Raw genomic sequence first — 17,007 nt, 5'->3', positions numbered from 1 at the left:
ACGCGAAATTTTAATCAGCGAGTCAGCTTGGGAAGAAATGACCTGCTTATTCGCACCTTCCCTAACCCTTTGTCATCGGGATTATATCGGTCGGTATCACCAAAAAAGGTATCGTTGTGGTTTTGTGCGGCTTCAATGGAGAAGTAAAAACCGTTATTTGCCTGATGCATGACCTTAATACGTGAATCATTTACGTCTGAGCGCGTATTATGACCAAATCGAAGGTCGACGGATGTATTTCCGCACCATCCCTGCGTGCTTAATAATAATGCGCTAATACACGTTGCTTTAATAATTGTCTTTTTCATCATATCCTGCCGAGGTTATTTAATTGGCAGGGCTATTTTTATTTTGGGCACAGCGTGATGTAAAAGTTATCGTCGTACATTTAGCGTATCGCTAAACATAAAAAAGGAGATACAGCATGCTGTATCTCCTGGTATTTATTCCTGCACCCACCAGATGGCTTCAAACGGGCGCAATAGCCGCGCATTGGGGCGGGAGGGAACGTCATCATAGTTGCCGAGAGCGACCCGCCAGGCGCCCTGTACCGGGTCCGGCTGCCACTGCTGGCGTTCCCGACTCAGGTTCGCCACCACCATCAGCGTCTGCCCCTGCCACTGGCGGCGATAGCACCACAGGGAAGGGTGTTCCGGCAGGAGATCCTCATAATCCCCCCACGTCAGCACCGGCAGGGTTTTGCGCAGGCGAATCAGCGACTGGTAGGTGTAGAACACCGAATCCGCATCGTCCAGCGCCGCGCGGGCGTTCACGGTTTCGTAGTTATCGCAGACCCCAATCCACGGCTCGCCCTCGGTAAAGCCCGCATTGTGCGACGCGTCCCACTGCATTGGGGTTCGCCCGTTGTCGCGGGACTTGCTCGCCAGAATCGCCAGTAATTCATCCGGCTCGCGGCCGCTGGCGCGCAGTTCGGCGAACATGTTTAGACTTTCCACGTCGCGATAGTCGGTGATGCGGCTGAAGTGCGGGTTGGTCATGCCAAGCTCTTCACCCTGATAGATATACGGCGTGCCCTGCATCCCGTGCAGCACCATGCCGAGCATCTTCGCCGCCGCTACGCGGTGTTCGCCTTCATCACCAAAGCGCGACACGATGCGCGGCTGATCGTGGTTACACCAGAACAGCGCATTCCAGGCTTTGTTGTGCATCCCCTGCTGCCAGTGGCGGAAGAGGGTTTTTAGCGCCACGAAGTCCGGCTTCGCCAGCGTCCACTTTTCGCCGCCCGGGTAGTCCACCTTCAGATGATGGAAGTTAAAGGTCATCGACAGCTCGCGCCCGTCGAGAGACGCATACTGCTGGCAGTTCTCCAGCGAGGTCGAGGACATCTCGCCCACCGTCATCAGGTTGCGCGGCGTAAAGACGTCGCGGCTCATCTCCTGGAGATATTCGTGGATGCGCGGCCCGTCGGTATAGAAGCGGCGACCGTCGCCGATGTTGTCGTCAGGGAAATCCTGATCTTTTGAAATCAGGTTAATGACGTCCAGACGCAGGCCGTCCACGCCGCGATCGGCCCAGAACTCGCACACCTTTTTCAGCTCGGCGCGCACCGCCGGGTTTTCCCAGTTGAGGTCCGCCTGCTCTGGCGCGAACAGGTGCAGGTAATACTGCTCGCTCTCCGCGTGCCAGCGCCAGGCGTTGCCGCCAAACTTGGAGCGCCAGTTGTTGGGAAGCTGCTCCGGCGTGCCGTCTCGCCAGATGTAGAACTGGCGGTACGGGCTCGCTTTGTTCAGCGACTCGCGGAACCAGGCGTGCTGGGTTGAGGTGTGGTTAAACACCATATCCAGCACGATGCGAATGCCGCGCGCGTGCGCCTCAGCGACCAGCTCGTCGAAATCATCCAGCGTGCCGTAGGCCGGATCGATGGCGGTGTAGTTCGCCACGTCGTAGCCGTTGTCCACCTGCGGAGAGATATAAAACGGCGTCAGCCAGATGGCGTCAATGCCGAGGGTTTTCAGATAGTCCAGACGCTGCGTCACGCCGCGTAAATCGCCGGTGCCGCTGCCGGTGGTGTCCTGGAAACTCTTTGGGTAAATCTGGTAGATGACGCCGTTCTGCCACCAGTGAGGAAGGGTATTCATAATGCGTTCCTGCAAATGCGAAGGGGCGCAACTGCGCCCCGAAAGATGAAGTTAAACAATCTGCAGCGAGCCCTGACGGAACTTACGCTGGTAAACCACGGTGGTCAGCGCCATTGGGACGATGATGGCGATGGCCATTGCCAGGGCAAACACCTGCCAGTAAGCGGGCTGGATGGAGAGGATGCCCGGCAGGCCGCCGACGCCAATCCCGTTCGCCATCACGCCGTTCAGTCCACACACCAGGCCTGCCAGACCGGAACCGATCATCGCGCAGAGCATCGGGAAGCGGTATTTCAGGTTGATACCGTACATTGCCGGTTCGGTGACGCCGAGGTAGGCGGAGATGGCCGCCGGAACGGAGATCTCGCGTTCGTTGTGCTTGCGGCTGACGATAATGATGCCGGTCACCGCGGACGCTTGGGCAATGTTAGACAGGGCGATAATCGGCCAGACCGGCGTGCCGCCGAGGCTCTGGATCATCTGCATATCAATGGCCAGCGTGGTCTGGTGCACGCCGGTGATCACCAGCGGGGCGTACAGGAAGCCAAACAGCGCGGCGCCAATCGGGGCGAAGCTGCCGGTCATAAGGTGACGCACCGCGAAGGCCACGCCGTCGCCAATCATGCGGCCAAACGGACCGATAAAGGCATGCGCCAGGAAGACCGCCAGAATCAGCGAGCAGACCGGCACCACCACCAGATAGAGATAATCCGGCACGATGCGTTTCAGTCGGGTTTCAATAAAGCCCAGCGCCAGGCCCGCCAGCAGGGCCGGAATGACCTGCGCCTGATAGCCCACTTTGGCGATGCTAAACAGGCCGAAGTTCCACACCTCTGGCACCTGTTGACCAAGTAAGTAAGCGTTCATTAACTGCGGAGAGACCAGCGTGACGCCGAGTACAATACCGAGGATCGGCGTACCGCCCATCTTGCGCACTGCGGACCAGCAAATCCCGACCGGCAGATAGAAGAAGATCGCTTCGCCAATCAGCCACAGGAAGTCGTACACGGTTTTCAGCGCCGGGTACATCTGCGCCAGGGTCTTGCCGTCGCTCATCGGCACGTCGCCGATGACGTTACGGAAGCCTAAAATCAGGCCTCCGCTGATCAGCGCCGGCAGCAGCGGGAAGAAGATCTCCGCGAAGTGGGAAATCAGCTGCTCGTGCCACTTCATATTCTGGCGCGCAGCCTTCTTGGCCTGCTCTTTATCCGCCGCGCTGTGCCCGGTGGTCGCCAGCAGAGCCTGATAGTAATCGCCCACTTCGGTACCAATCACCACCTGGAACTGACCGGCGTTGGTGAAGCAGCCTTTTACCATGGAAAGCTCTTCAATCGCCTTCGGGTTCGCTTTGGCCGGATCGTTCAGCACGAAGCGCAGGCGGGTAATGCAATGGCTGACGGTTGCGATGTTTTCGCGGCCGCCGACCAGGACGATCAGCTGATCGATATCTGCTTGTTTGACTTTACTCATCATGAAACCTCATGACAGATGGTGAGGGGGTGTAATGACCTGAGCGCAAGCCTACTCCTTCAGCGTGACGGCGAAAATGGGAACGTTCCCGAAATCGGGCGAAGATCACAATAAACCGATTGGTGGGGGTTATGAAAGGTGGGCAGGAATAACGATCTGACGCGGCTCTGCGCGCCCGGTGATCTGCTCGATCAGCTGCGCGGCGGCCTGTCTGCCGGACTCAGCGTAGCCCGGATCGACGGTGATGATCTCCGGGTGCAAAAACTTCATCAGCGGCGTGCTGCCGACGCTCGCGACCTGCAGACCGTCGATACGCTGCTCCTGCAGATATTTACTCGCGCCCAGCGCCAGCGTATCCGTGGCGCACACCAGCGCGGTGGTCTGCGGCGTCAGGACGCTGGCGACCTGCTCGTAGCCCTGCTTCATGCCCAGCCCCGGCAGGGAGGCCACGGCGGAGAGGTTGTGCTTTTTGCAAAACGCCAGATAGGCCTCATGGCGTCGCTTGCCGGTGGTAACGTCCGCGTGCGGTACGCCGAGGAAGCTGATGTGGCGATGGCCTTCGTCAAACAGGCGCTGCATCAGGGTGATAATCGCGCCCTCGTCGTCATAGCAGACGGAGGCAAAACCGTGGGCATCGCGCGCCAGCAGCACCAGCGACGGCTGCCAGGGTTTCAGCATCTCGTCTTTGATGCCGGTAAAGCCGAACAGCACCACGCCGTCAATGTTGCGCCGCTGAAGCATCCCCAGATGCTCTTCCACCAGCTGGGGCGAGAACTGGCTCTCCATCATGATCGGGTCATATCCCTGCTCATAGAAGGCGGGCAGCATGGTCTGCACGGCGAGGTTTTCAGACAGAGAATCCAGACGCGAGACAATGATGGCGACCACTTTGTCACTCTGCCCGCGCATGGCGCGCGCGGAGCGGGAAGGGGAAAAGCCGTGCTGATTCATGACCGCCTCAACGCGCTCGCGGGTGCGTTCGCTGACGCCGCTTTCGTTGTTCAGCACGCGTGAGACGGTCGATTTCCCCACGCCGCTTAAACGCGCGATGTCTTTAATCGTAAGGCGGTTCTGCATGCTGTATTCCCTGTAACAACGACAATGTAATGAATTGAGCCTAATGCTATAGCGCGATTTCGCTATGGGCTAAATCTGGTTTACGTTCGGTTTATTTGCAGGGGGGTATAATACCGCCCGAATCATCAAAAAGGGTACGCTTAAATCCTTATACTGCGCGGCGACACCCTACTTTTTACTTACCGGAGGCTTCATGGATCCCGATCCCACACCTCTCCTGAACGGGAGAATGCGTTCTTTCCGGTAAGCCAGCCTGTTGCTGACTCACCGGTGATGTGAGGCAGCAGCGTTCCAAACGTTCCTGCTTGAAAAATTAAGTGCCTCTCAGGTACGGCTTTGCCACGCCTGAAGGAAATGCTGCGTCCGCCTTTGCGGATGCGGAGGAATGACGATGTTTAAAAATATCACCCGGCAGCTGCAGGCCCTGCTGAGCCGCCACCTGCCACACCGTCTTGTTCAGCGCGACCCGCTGCCAAACGCCAAAAACATGGCGGGGGCGGCGATCCCCGCGTCCCTGACCGAACGCTGCCTGAACGTGGCGGCGATGGATGAAAACGAAGTCTGGCGCGCCTTTGGCGGACACCCGGAAGGGCTGAACGCGGCAGAAGTGGAAAAAATCCGCGCCGTGCATGGCGATAACCTCATTCCGGCGCAAAAGCCGTCTCCGTGGTGGGTGCATCTGTGGCTCTGCTACCGCAACCCGTTCAACCTGCTGCTGACCGTGCTCGGCCTCATCTCCTACGCGACGGAAGATCTGTTTGCCGCAGGGGTGATTGCCCTGATGGTGGGCATCTCCACGCTGCTGAACTTTATTCAGGAGGCCCGCTCCACCAAAGCGGCGGACGCCCTGAAGGCGATGGTCAGCAACACCGCGACCGTCTCGCGCGTGATCAACGATCTCGGCGAAAACGCCTGGGTGGAATTGCCTATCGACCAGCTGGTGCCGGGCGATCTGGTGAAGCTGGCCGCGGGGGACATGATCCCGGCGGATTTACGCATCATCCAGGCGCGCGATCTCTTTGTGGCGCAGGCTTCCCTGACCGGCGAATCCCTGCCCGTTGAAAAGGTGGCGCGCAGCCGCGACCCGCAGCAGATGAACCCGCTCGAGTGCGACACCCTGTGCTTTATGGGGACCACGGTCGTCAGCGGCACCGCGCAGGCGATTGTCACCGCCACCGGGGGCAACACCTGGTTTGGTCAGCTTGCCGGGCGCGTCAGCGAGCAGGAGAGCGAGCCGAATGCCTTCCAGAAAGGGATTGGCCGCGTCAGCATGCTGCTGATCCGCTTTATGATGGTGATGACGCCGATCGTGCTGCTGATCAACGGCTACACCAAAGGCGACTGGTGGGAGGCGGCGCTGTTTGCGCTCTCCGTGGCGGTCGGCTTAACGCCGGAAATGCTGCCGATGATTGTGACCTCTACGCTGGCGCGCGGGGCGGTGAAGCTCTCTAAACAAAAGGTGATCGTCAAACACCTTGATGCCATTCAGAACTTTGGCGCGATGGACATTCTCTGCACCGATAAAACCGGCACCCTGACGCAGGACAAAATCGTGCTGGAGAACCACACCGATATCTCCGGCAAAACCAGCGAGCGCGTGCTGCACAGCGCGTGGCTGAACAGCCATTACCAGACCGGGCTGAAAAACCTGCTCGACGTCGCCGTGCTGGAAGGCGTGGACGAGGAGGCCGCCCGCACGCTCTCCGGCCGCTGGCAGAAGGTGGATGAGATCCCGTTCGACTTCGAGCGCCGCCGTATGTCGGTGGTGGTGAGCGAGCAGCCGAACGTGCATCAGCTGATCTGCAAAGGGGCGCTGCAGGAGATCCTGAACGTGTCGACGCAGGTGCGCTATAACGGTGACATCGTGCCGCTGGACGACACCATGCTGCGCCGCATCAAGCGCGTCACCGACAACCTCAACCGTCAGGGGCTGCGCGTGGTGGCGGTGGCGAGCAAGTTCCTGCCCGCGCGGGAGGGGGATTACCAGCGTATTGACGAATCCGATCTGATCCTCGAGGGCTACATCGCCTTCCTCGATCCGCCGAAAGAGACCACCGCCCCGGCGCTGAAGGCGCTGAAGGCGAGCGGCATTACCGTCAAAATTCTCACCGGCGACAGCGAGCTGGTGGCGGCCAAAGTGTGCCACGAGGTGGGGCTGGACGCGGGCGACGTGGTGGTGGGGAGCGATATTGAACATCTCTCCGATGACGAGCTGGCGAAGCTGGCCCAGCGCACCACGCTGTTTGCCCGCCTGACGCCGATGCACAAAGAGCGCATCGTCACCCTGCTTAAGCGAGAAGGGCACGTGGTGGGCTTCATGGGCGACGGCATCAACGATGCGCCCGCCCTGCGTGCGGCGGATATCGGTATCTCCGTAGACGGGGCGGTCGATATTGCCCGCGAAGCGGCGGATATCATTCTGCTGGAAAAGAGCCTGATGGTGCTGGAGGAGGGCGTGATCGAAGGGCGCCGTACCTTTGCCAATATGCTCAAGTACATCAAGATGACCGCCAGCTCCAACTTCGGTAACGTCTTCAGCGTGCTGGTGGCGAGCGCGTTTCTGCCGTTCCTGCCGATGCTGCCGCTGCACCTGCTGATCCAGAACCTGATGTACGACGTGTCTCAGGTGGCGATCCCGTTTGATAACGTGGACGACGAGCAGATCCAGAAGCCGCAGCACTGGAACCCGGCAGATCTTGGGCGCTTTATGCTGTTCTTTGGCCCGATCAGCTCCATCTTCGACATCCTGACCTTCTGCCTGATGTGGTTTGTGTTCCACGCCAACACCCCGGAACACCAGACGCTGTTCCAGTCCGGCTGGTTCGTGGTAGGTCTGCTGTCCCAGACGCTGATTGTGCATATGATCCGCACCCGCCGCATTCCGTTCATCCAGAGCCGCGCCGCGTGGCCGCTGATTGTGATGACGGGGATTGTGATGGCGCTCGGCATCGCGCTGCCGTTCTCACCGCTGGCGAGCTACCTGCAGCTGCAGGCGCTGCCGCTGAGCTACTTCCCGTGGCTGGTGGCGATCCTCGCCGGTTATATGGTGCTGACCCAGATGGTGAAAGGGTTCTATGCGCGTCGGTATGGCTGGCAGTAACGGCAAGCCCGGTGGCGCTGCGCTTACCGGGCCTACGATCCGAACGTAGGCCGGGTAAGGCGAAGCCGCCACCCGGCAATGGCTTTCCTCCCAAATTCAACAACCTGTGATCTCCGTCGGCGCATTCGCTTGACGACAAAATGAGCGCATGTTAACAGAATGTTTTGCCTTTATTTGGCCCGTCAGATAAGGAACATTCATGTTACGGTACAGTCTCTTAACCGCCGGGCTGATGCTCGGCGCCTCTGCCTTTGCCGCCCCGGCAGGGGATCTCCCCTTAATGCCCTGGCCTGCGAAGGTCGAACGCCCGACGACCCAGGGCGCACTGGTGCTTAGCAACAACGTTTCTGTAAGCGTCAGCGGGGACGATCTCGGTGACGCCGTCAACCGACTGCGCCAGCGCATCGCCCTGCAAACCGGCTGGACGCTGCAGCCTCAGGCTGAAAAGCCAGACAAACCAACTATCCGCATCGCCATCGCTAAAAAGGTGAAGCCGCAGCCGCTGCCGGACAGCGATGAAAGCTATAAGCTCACGGTGGACGCCAACGGCGTCGATATCTCCGCCAACACCCGCTTCGGTGCCTTGCGCGCCATGGAAAGTTTGCTCCAGCTGGTGCAGAACGGGGCGGAAAATACCTCGATCCCGTGGGTGACCATTGAAGATTCACCGCGCTTCCCGTGGCGCGGGCTGCTGCTCGATTCGGCACGCCACTTTCTCCCGCTGCCGGATATCAAACGCCAGATCGACGGCATGGCCGCGGCGAAGCTCAACGTGCTGCACTGGCATTTGACCGACGACCAGGGCTGGCGCTTCAGCTCGAAGCGTTATCCAAAATTAACCCAGCTTGCCAGCGACGGGCTGTTCTACACGCCTGAACAGATGCGTGAGGTGGTGCGTTACGCCGCCGAGCGCGGCATTCGCGTGGTGCCGGAGATCGACATGCCGGGCCACGCCTCGGCGATTGCCGTGGCCTACCCGGAGCTAATGAGTGCGCCGGGGCCGTACGCCATGGAACGCCACTGGGGCGTGCTGAAGCCGGTGCTGGATCCGACAAAAGACGCAGCTTACGCTTTTGCCGACGCGATGGTCAGCGAACTGGAGGCGATCTTCCCCGATCCGTATCTGCACATCGGCGGCGACGAGGTGGACGACAGCCAGTGGAAAGCGAACCCGGCTATCCAGCAGTTTATGCGCGACAACAGGCTGGCGGACAGCCACGCGCTGCAGGCGTACTTCAACCGCAGGCTGGAAACGATCCTCGAGAAGCATCACCGCCAGATGGTCGGCTGGGATGAGATCTACCATCCCGATCTGCCGAAAAGCATTCTGATCCAGTCCTGGCAGGGCCAGGACGCGCTGGGGCAGGTGGCGCAGAACGGCTACAGGGGCATTCTGTCGACCGGCTTTTATCTCGACCAGCCCCAGTCCACCGCCTATCACTACCGCAACGAGATCGTCCCGCAGGGGTTAAACGGCGTGGACGTGATAGCGGACACCGACAGCGCCCAGAGCTGGGCCTTCTCCATGCCGCGCCTGAAGGGCAAGCCGGTGGAGGGGAGCTTCACGCTGGTGAAAGGGGATGCCGGCTGGCGCGGGTTTATTGATTTTGCCGGGAAATCCCGCCGCGCGGTGCAGGATATTGAATGGCGGGATGACAATCAGGTGACCTTCACGGTCGATACCTGGATGGGCGAAACGCGCCCGGTCGTCACCGTCGATAACGACAAACTCTCCGGTTATTTCCTTGTCGGGAATACGCGCTACCCGATTAGCGGCACGCGTCTGGACGACGTGCCGAAAGGCGTTCCGCCCGTCGTGCCGGACGTGGCGAACCAGTCCAACCTGCTCGGCGGCGAAGCGGCGCTGTGGGCGGAAAACGTGGTGGCGCCGGTGCTGGATATTCGTCTGTGGCCGCGTACGTTTGCGGTGGCGGAGCGGCTCTGGTCCGCGCAGGACGTCAACGACGTCGACAACATGTACACCCGCCTGCAGGCGATGGACAGCTGGTCGACGGTGTCGGTCGGGCTGCAGCAGCATACCCAGCAGCAGGTGCAGTTCACGCGCCTCGCCGGTAATGCCGACACGCTGCCGCTGCAGGTCCTCGCGCAGGCGATTGAACCGGCTCAGTATTACACCCGCCAGCACCTGAAGTTCCAGGCCGGAAACTACCATCAGTTCGAGCCCCTCAACCGCTTTGCGGATGCGCTGAACGCCGAAAGCACCACCGTGCGCCAGATGCACAAATGGGCGGACCGTCTGGTGAGCGATGCGGAAGACACGGAAAGCGCCGACGCCCTGCGCCACGTCTTTAACCGCTGGCAGAGCAACACCAGCGACGCGCTGGCCTTAAGCGAAAACAGCTATCAGCTGAAGGCGATGAAGCCGGTGATCCAGGAAGTGGATAAGCTGGCGTCGATTGGCCTGCGGCTCACCGACCTGGTGGCGCGTCAGAGCACGCTGGATGACAAAGAGATCGCCTCGATTCAGAGCGAGCTGGATAACGCGGCGAAGGTGCAGGACGAAGTGGTGATTGCGGCGGTGTACCCGCTGGAGACGCTGCTGCGCGCCACGCGGAATCAGTAGCAAGCAACAAAAAAGGCAGCCTGGGCTGCCTTTTTTCATCGCCAAAGCGATTTAGCGACGAACGGCAATCGCTTCGATTTCAATTTTCACGTCTTTTGGCAGACGCGCCACTTCCACGCAGGAGCGCGCCGGGAAGGTGGCGTTATGCTCGGTGAAGAACGCTTCGTAAGTGGCGTTAACGGTCGCGAAATCGTTCAGATCCTTCACGAACACGGTGGTTTTCACGATATCACCCACTTTCAGGCCGGCAGATTCAACGATAGCCTGCACGTTTTCCAGCGACTGACGCGCCTGCGCCGCGACATCTTCCGGCACCGCGCCGGTTTTTGGGTTTACGGGGATCTGACCTGAAGTGATGATCATGCTGCCCAGATCAACGCCCTGAACGTAAGGGCCGATAGCGGCTGGTGCATTTTCCGTCGCGAGTACTTTGCTCATGTTTTCTCCAGAATTACAGCGTTAAGAATGTTCCCGGCCATTATAACAGCCGGGATTTCATTACCAACCTCAATTAGTTGGCCAGCACCACATAATGAGAAAACTCTTTTTCGCAGTATTTGCATTTGAGTGCGATGTCATTCGCGCGCTTTTTCACTGCGAAACTGGAGGAAACCGGTTCTGCATGACTGATGCAGTTGCTGTTCGGGCAGACCAGCACGCTTTCGATACGTTCTGGCAGGCTCGGGCGTGATTTGCCGACCACTTCGTACTCGTCGATGCGGTTGACGGTGGCGTCCGGCGCGTACAGCGACAGCTGGTTAACCTGCTCGTCGGTCAGGAAGGTGTTCTCGATTTTGATCAGGTCTTTGCGGCCCATCTCGCCCGACGGCAGGTTCAGGCCGATGGTGATGCGCTGGTCAGTTTCGGTCAGTTTGAACAGCGTCAGCAGCTTAAAGCCCACCTGCGCAGGGATATGGTCAATCACGGTGCCACGCTTGATGGCTTCAACCTGGAGTTTGTTATCGTGTGTCATGGTCGTCTCCCCTTACAGAGCTAATTCGCGATTCAGAACCAGTGCCAGTAACGCCTGGCGAGCGAAGATGCCGTTCCCGGCCTGCTGGAAGTACCAGGCGTGCGGCGTTTTATCCACGTCTGTGGTGATCTCATCGATGCGCGGCAGCGGATGCAGCACCTTCATGTTGTCGCGCGCGCCTTCCAGGTCGCTGGCGCGCAGCACGAACTGCGCCTTCACGTTGGCGTATTCGGACGGGTCCAGACGCTCTTTCTGCACGCGGGTCATGTACAGAATATCCACGTGGCTCATCACCTCTTCGATGCTGGCATGCAGGCTCCACGCAATGCCTTTCTCGTCCAGCATGTCGAGAATGTACTGCGGCATCGCCAGCGCCTCCGGGGCAATGAAGTAGAAGCGGTTGCCGTTAAATTTCGCCAGCGCCTGGGTCAGGGAGTGGACGGTGCGGCCATACTTCAGGTCGCCAACCATGGCGATGTTCAGGTTCTCGAGCTTGCCCTGGGTCTCCTGAATAGTGAACAGATCCAGCAGCGTCTGCGTTGGGTGCTGGTTGGCACCGTCACCGGCGTTCAGCACCGGAATGCCGCCGGAAAACTCGGTTGCCAGGCGCGCCGCGCCCTCCTGCGGGTGACGCATCACAATCGCGTCGACGTAGGTGCTAATCACTGAAATGGTATCCGCCAGGGTCTCGCCTTTTTTACCCAGCGACGTGTTGCTGCTGTCAGAGAAGCCCACCACGCTCGCGCCCAGGCGGTGCATGGAGGTCTCAAAGGAGAGGCGGGTGCGGGTCGAGGCTTCAAAGAAGCAGCTCGCAATCACCTTGTGCTTCAGCAGCTCCGGTTGCGGATTGGCCTTCAGTTTTGCCGCGGTTTCCAGAACCAGTTCCAGCTCTTCGCGGCTGAGGTCGTTTATGGAAATGATGTGTTTTTGATAAAGCGGATTCATGTTTATCTCCTGACGCCGGGCAAAAAAAAGCCCCTCAAATGAGGGGCTCTGGGAATAGGTTTAGCAACGGGAAGAAAAACGGCAGGCCAGCGTCTGATTTCAGACGCGGTAAGACGTTATGTCGTACACGCTTGACCATGCTTCCTCCCGGCAAATTGTCGGGCATTATACGCAGCTCGCTTTTCGGATCAAGCGATTTAATGCACGCTTTACTCAATGCAAACGGTTCTTTGTGAATATTAATGCGTTCTGAGTAAATAATTAATTTGCTTATGCACCAGCGCGGTGCGCTTCACCACCCGGGGGGCGACCCAGACAATACTGCTGCCGGCCACCACGCCTAAAATTTCCGGAAGCTGGTGATAATCCAGAATACGCGCCACCGCGCGGCCATATCCGGCGACGGTATGGACAAGGATAAACTCGCTATTATGCTCAACGCTGACCACCATTTCCGAAACGGTACGCGCGGCGTCGGGGGCAGGGCGCAGCTGAGGATTCAACGAATAAATCTTTAGCCCTTTGGCATTTCGAATTTTTATGACTCCGAGCAACTTCAGCAATCGCGAAACGGTCGACTGGCTGATGCTGTCAAACCCTCTCTCCTGCAGGTCGCGGCGAATCTCTTCCTGCGAAAGGTAACTCTTTTCGGCGATCAAACGCTGGCACACCGTGAGCTGCAGCTGTTCTTTGGGAGAGTACTCTTCGTAATCCATCATGTTTCCCATATCAGTTCCCGAAATAACCGGTGACACCGCACCGATCCGTAGGCCGGATAAGCGCAGCGCCATCCGGCAAATTACAACAACGCCCCCAGACTTAACGCCACCATAATCACCACCGTCAGGATCGCCAGCAGCGGCGCCACCCATTTCAGGTAGCGCACGTAAGGTACCCGGGCGATAGCCAGCCCGCCCATGACCACCGCAGAGGTCGGCGTGACAAGGTTAACGATGCCGGAGGCCGACTGGTAAGCCGTAACCACCAGGTCGCGGTTGACGTTAGCGAAATCAGCAAGCGGCGCCATGATCGGCATCGTCAGAACGGCCAGGCCGGATGAAGAAGGCACAAGAAACGACAGCACGACTTCCAGCCAGTACATCACGTTGATAAACGCTACCGTGGACAACCCGCTGACCAGCCCTTCCGCGCTGTGCAAAATGGTGTGGGTAATCATGCCCTTATCCATGATGACTACGATACCGCGCGCGATGCCGATAATCAGCGCGACGCCCAGCAAATCTCGCGCGCCGTTGATAAACGTCGACGTCAGCTCCTCTTCGCTCATGCGGGCAATCAGGCCGACGATGATCGCGCTGGCGAGAAACACCGCTGAAATCTCCGCCATCCACCAGCCCAGCACCGCCACGCCGTAAATCATCACCGCGAAGGCCAGAGCGAAAATCACCAGGATGATTTTGCGCACCGGGGTGAATTCCAGGGACTGTTCGCCCTTGTTGCCGAGGAAATGGGCGAGGTTCTCCTCCTGCTTGTCTGCAACGATGGACTGCGAGGGATCCTTACGCACCTTGCGGGCGTAGCGCATCACCCACGCCACGCAGATGATCCAGCCGATGACCAGCAGCGCCACGCGCAGGGCGATGCCGTTGGTGAAGGGGATCCCGGCGGCGTTGGCGGCGATCACCGTGGCAAACGGGTTAATGGTGGAGCCGAGGGTGCCGATCCCCGCCCCGAGCAGCACGGTAGAGGCAGCGACAACCGGATCGAACCGCGCGGCCAGCATCACCGGCACCAGTAAGGTATAGAAGGGCAGTGACTCTTCGGCCATACCGTAAATCGTGCCGCCTGCGGCAAACAGCGCCATCAGGATCGGGATCATCCACTCCTCGCGTCCGCGCAGTCGGGTGGTCACACGCTCGATCCCGGCGTCAATCGCCCCGGTTTTGGTGACGATCCCGAGGAATCCCCCGATGATCAGAATAAACAGCGCCACGTCGATCGCCCCGGCCTGGCCGGATTCCGGATCGTACAGCCCGGCAATCGGCGCCATCAGCACCGAAACCAGCCCCTGCGGATGCGCCGCGACGTGCGCGTAGGTGCCTGCAACGGGGACGTCTTTGCCGAGCACCTCGTTCATTGCCATATGGTACTGCCCGGCCGGGACAATCCACGTCAGCACGGCCACGACGGCAATCAGAAAAAAGAGAATGGTGTAAGCGGAGGGAAACTTGAACTTGCCCATGATGTTCTCCTGAAACCCGGCGCACCCCGCGGCGCGCCGGGCGGTGATTAGTCGCCGAGTGTCGCCACCATGACCGCTTTAATGGTGTGCATGCGGTTCTCTGCTTCGTCGAAGACGATGGAGTTCGGTGATTCAAAGACCTCTTCCGTCACCTCCAGCCCCTTCAGGCCGTACGCCATCTCGATTTCGCGGCCCACCTTAGTGTGCTCGTTGTGGAACGCGGGCAGGCAGTGCATGAACTTGACGTTCGGGTTGCCGGTGGCCTTCATGACCTGGGCGTTAATCTGATACGGCTTCATCAGGCTGACGCGCTCGGCCCAGGCTTCCTTCGGCTCGCCCATGGAGACCCACACGTCGGTATAGAGGAAATCGGTCCCCTGCACGCCTTCTTCCACGTCGTCGGTGAGGGTGATGCGCGCGCCCGTCTCTTTCGCAATGGCGCGGCACTGCTCAACCAGGCCTGCCTCCGGCCAGAAGGATTTCGGCGCAACGAGGCGGATATCCATCCCCATCTTGGCCGCACCGACCATCAGGGAGTTGCCCATGTTGTTGCGCGCGTCGCCGAGATAGGCAAAGCTCAGCTCAGGCAGGGTTTTGCCCGGGGAGTGCTCCAGCATGGTCATCAGGTCGGCGAGAATTTGCGTTGGGTGGAACTCGTCGGTCAGGCCGTTCCACACCGGCACGCCCGCGTACTCGCCCAGCTCTTCGACGATGGCCTGGCCGTAGCCGCGGTATTCGATGCCGTCATACATGCGGCCCAGCACGCGGGCGGTGTCTTTCATTGACTCTTTATGGCCAATCTGCGATCCGCTTGGGCCGAGATAGGTGACCTGCGCGCCCTGGTCGAACGCGCCCACTTCGAAGGCGCAGCGGGTGCGGGTGGAGGTTTTTTCAAAGATCAGGGCGATGTTTTTCCCGACCAGGGTTTGCTTCTCGCGCCCGGCTTTTTTGGCGGCCTTGAGCTCGATGGCGAGGTCGATCAGGTACTGGATCTCCGCCGGGGTGTAGTCCAGCAGTTTGAGGAAGTTGCGGTTTTTCAGGTTGATGGTCATGGGTAAATCCTTTTTAAAATGAGTGTTCAGTTACGAATCAACGTGCCTTTCTCGCCCGCGAGGATCTCCGCGCCGTCGGCCAGCGCGCCGATCCCGGCAATGCCGTTGCAGGCTTCAACGAACTCGCGGCAGGCGGCCACCTTCGGCCCCATCGATCCGGCGTCGAACTGTATGCCTTTGAGCAGCTCCGGCGTCACCTGCGCCAGCGGACGCTGGGTCGGTTTGCCCCAGTCGAGGTACACCGCGTCGGCATCGGTGAGGATCAGCAGGGCATCGGCTTCGATCTGGCGTGCCAGCAGGGCGGCGGAGAGGTCTTTGTCGATCACCGCCTCAATGCCGCGATAGCCGTTGGCCTGTTCCACCACCGGCACCCCGCCGCCGCCGTTGCAGATCACCAGATGGTCGCGCTGGATCAGCGCCGTGATGGCGTCGCTCTCAACGATGCGCTTCGGCTGCGGAGAGGGCACCACGCGGCGGACGTAGCTGCCGTCGGCCTTAAACACCCAGCCTTTCTCCGCGGCCAGCGTTTTTGCCTGGGCTTCGCTGTACACCGGGCCGATGTATTTGGTCGGGTTGCTGAAGGCCGGGTCGGCGGCGTCCACTTCCACCTGGGTGAGCAGAACGCTCACCTCCCGCTGCGGCAGGCTGTTTTTCAGCGCCTGCTGGAGCATGTAGCCGATCATTCCCTGGCTTTCGGCGCCGAGAACGTCCAGCGGGTAGGGCGTGACTTTGTCGTAGGCGCTGTTCTGCAGCGCCAGCAGTCCGATCTGCGGGCCGTTGCCGTGCACCAGCACCACGCGCCACTGCGCCGTTAAGCCGGCGATGGTGCGGGCGGCCTGCTCGATGTTCTGGCGCTGGATCTCCGCTTCCAGCGGCTCGCCGCGCTTGAGCAGCGCGTTGCCGCCCAGGGCCACAACCAGAGTGGGTTTTCGTTCCATGATGGCTCCTTTAAATTCCGTCGCGTTCCAGCGGGCAGCTCATGCAGCGCGCGCCGCCGCGGCCGCGTCCGAGTTCGTCGCCCGGGATGGGCAGTACGGTGATACCCGCTTTGTCGTACTTCTCGTTGGTCCAGACGTTGCGCTCGTATCCGATCACCACGCCGGGGCGGATGGTCAGGACGTTATTGGCGTCGTTCCACTGCTCGCGTTCGGCCTCAAAGGCGTCGCCGCCGGTGGTGATCAGACGTACCTGGTTAATGCCGAGCGCTTTCTCGATGGCGTGCAGCAGGTCGGTTTCCTGGGTGCGCAGCAGGCCGCCGCGGCCGTCCGGGGTGAGCGTCCAGCACTGGGCGTCTTTACGCACCACTTCCGGGTACACGGAGAAAGTGTCCACGTCGATGTGGGTCATGACGGTGTCGAGGTGCATGCAGGAGCGGTGTTTGGGCAGCTCAACGGCGATGACGCGCTCGGCCTGACGGTGTTTAAACAGGCTGTTGGCGAGGAACTCCACGCCCTGCGGCGTCGTGCGCTCGGACATGCCGATCAATACCGCACCGCGGCCAATG

General features: G+C 59.9%; 14 protein-coding genes and 1 pseudogene. 3 read left to right on the top strand and 12 right to left on the bottom strand.

Annotated features, from left to right (window positions below):
* Nucleotides 1–443 precede the first annotated feature (443 nt).
* The 3 genes from treC to treR all read right to left on the bottom strand — a co-directional run bounded on the left by treC (nucleotide 444) and on the right by treR (nucleotide 4,646).
* On the bottom strand, nucleotides 444–2,099 hold the full coding sequence (treC, locus tag ACVCAM_RS24580; protein WP_025911992.1) for an alpha,alpha-phosphotrehalase: 1,656 nt from the start codon (nucleotides 2,097–2,099) through the stop codon (nucleotides 444–446).
* A 51-nt stretch (nucleotides 2,100–2,150) separates the two neighbouring features.
* Nucleotides 2,151–3,569: a PTS trehalose transporter subunit IIBC gene (gene treB / locus ACVCAM_RS24575; protein ID WP_008501395.1), complete on the bottom strand. Its 1,419-nt coding sequence runs from the start codon at nucleotides 3,567–3,569 to the stop codon at nucleotides 2,151–2,153.
* Nucleotides 3,570–3,698: 129 nt separating this feature from the next.
* Nucleotides 3,699–4,646 (bottom strand): trehalose operon repressor TreR, encoded by a 948-nt coding sequence (treR, locus tag ACVCAM_RS24570; protein ID WP_063418155.1) that lies wholly within the window; start codon nucleotides 4,644–4,646, stop codon nucleotides 3,699–3,701.
* A 391-nt stretch (nucleotides 4,647–5,037) separates the two neighbouring features.
* Between treR and mgtA the strand changes: the two genes are divergently transcribed.
* Together mgtA and ACVCAM_RS24560 are read left to right on the top strand one after the other, a co-directional pair.
* Nucleotides 5,038–7,746 carry a magnesium-translocating P-type ATPase gene (gene mgtA, locus ACVCAM_RS24565; RefSeq protein WP_039024032.1) on the top strand — a complete coding sequence of 903 codons (2,709 nt, stop codon included), beginning with the start codon at nucleotides 5,038–5,040 and terminating at the stop codon, nucleotides 7,744–7,746.
* Between the two features lie 199 nt (nucleotides 7,747–7,945).
* Nucleotides 7,946–10,330 (top strand): beta-N-acetylhexosaminidase, encoded by a 2,385-nt coding sequence (locus ACVCAM_RS24560; RefSeq protein ID WP_447093721.1) that lies wholly within the window; start codon nucleotides 7,946–7,948, stop codon nucleotides 10,328–10,330.
* 51 nt (nucleotides 10,331–10,381) lie between these two features.
* Here the strand turns inward: ACVCAM_RS24560 and ridA are convergent, their stop codons facing one another.
* The 4 genes from ridA to ACVCAM_RS24540 form a co-directional block, all read right to left on the bottom strand.
* Entirely contained in the window at nucleotides 10,382–10,768 is a 387-nt protein-coding gene (ridA, locus tag ACVCAM_RS24555) for a 2-iminobutanoate/2-iminopropanoate deaminase (RefSeq protein WP_008501391.1), read from the bottom strand.
* 73 nt (nucleotides 10,769–10,841) lie between these two features.
* Nucleotides 10,842–11,303 carry an aspartate carbamoyltransferase regulatory subunit gene (gene pyrI, locus ACVCAM_RS24550; RefSeq protein WP_008501390.1) on the bottom strand — a complete coding sequence of 154 codons (462 nt, stop codon included), beginning with the start codon at nucleotides 11,301–11,303 and terminating at the stop codon, nucleotides 10,842–10,844.
* Nucleotides 11,304–11,315: 12 nt separating this feature from the next.
* Nucleotides 11,316–12,248, bottom strand: a complete 933-nt coding sequence (gene pyrB / locus ACVCAM_RS24545; RefSeq protein WP_008501389.1) for an aspartate carbamoyltransferase — start codon at nucleotides 12,246–12,248, stop codon at nucleotides 11,316–11,318.
* Nucleotides 12,249–12,282: 34 nt separating this feature from the next.
* Complete coding sequence (locus ACVCAM_RS24540; RefSeq protein ID WP_022646880.1) at nucleotides 12,283–12,387, bottom strand: pyrBI operon leader peptide; 105 nt, start codon at nucleotides 12,385–12,387, stop codon at nucleotides 12,283–12,285.
* On the opposite strand from ACVCAM_RS24540, the pseudogene ACVCAM_RS24535 reads away from it, so the two are divergent.
* A pseudogene (locus ACVCAM_RS24535) lies at nucleotides 12,367–12,484 on the top strand (hypothetical protein). The gene ACVCAM_RS24540 and the pseudogene ACVCAM_RS24535 overlap by 21 nt on opposite strands.
* 3 nt (nucleotides 12,485–12,487) lie before the next feature.
* Here ACVCAM_RS24535 and ACVCAM_RS24530 read toward each other — a convergent pair.
* The 5 genes from ACVCAM_RS24530 to ACVCAM_RS24510 all read right to left on the bottom strand — a co-directional run.
* The gene (locus ACVCAM_RS24530) at nucleotides 12,488–12,967 is read right to left on the bottom strand and encodes an arginine repressor (RefSeq protein ID WP_025912003.1); all 480 of its coding nucleotides are present in this window, start codon (nucleotides 12,965–12,967) and stop codon (nucleotides 12,488–12,490) included.
* 80 nt (nucleotides 12,968–13,047) lie between these two features.
* Complete coding sequence (locus ACVCAM_RS24525) at nucleotides 13,048–14,451, bottom strand: YfcC family protein (protein ID WP_159125580.1); 1,404 nt, start codon at nucleotides 14,449–14,451, stop codon at nucleotides 13,048–13,050.
* A gap of 47 nt (nucleotides 14,452–14,498) precedes the next feature.
* A complete protein-coding gene (gene argF, locus ACVCAM_RS24520) occupies nucleotides 14,499–15,503 on the bottom strand; it encodes an ornithine carbamoyltransferase (RefSeq protein ID WP_008501386.1) in 1,005 nt (334 codons plus the stop codon).
* A gap of 26 nt (nucleotides 15,504–15,529) precedes the next feature.
* A complete protein-coding gene (arcC, locus tag ACVCAM_RS24515) occupies nucleotides 15,530–16,441 on the bottom strand; it encodes a carbamate kinase (RefSeq protein WP_407223016.1) in 912 nt (303 codons plus the stop codon).
* Between the two features lie 10 nt (nucleotides 16,442–16,451).
* Nucleotides 16,452–17,007 (bottom strand): arginine deiminase family protein (locus ACVCAM_RS24510; protein WP_447093720.1); only part of this gene is annotated, 556 nt, incomplete at its 5' end.

The organism is Enterobacter sp. CFEC122, from assembly GCF_052983755.1.
Note: the sequence above shows the minus strand (reverse complement) of the source record. Positions and strands in the feature narration are given on the sequence as shown.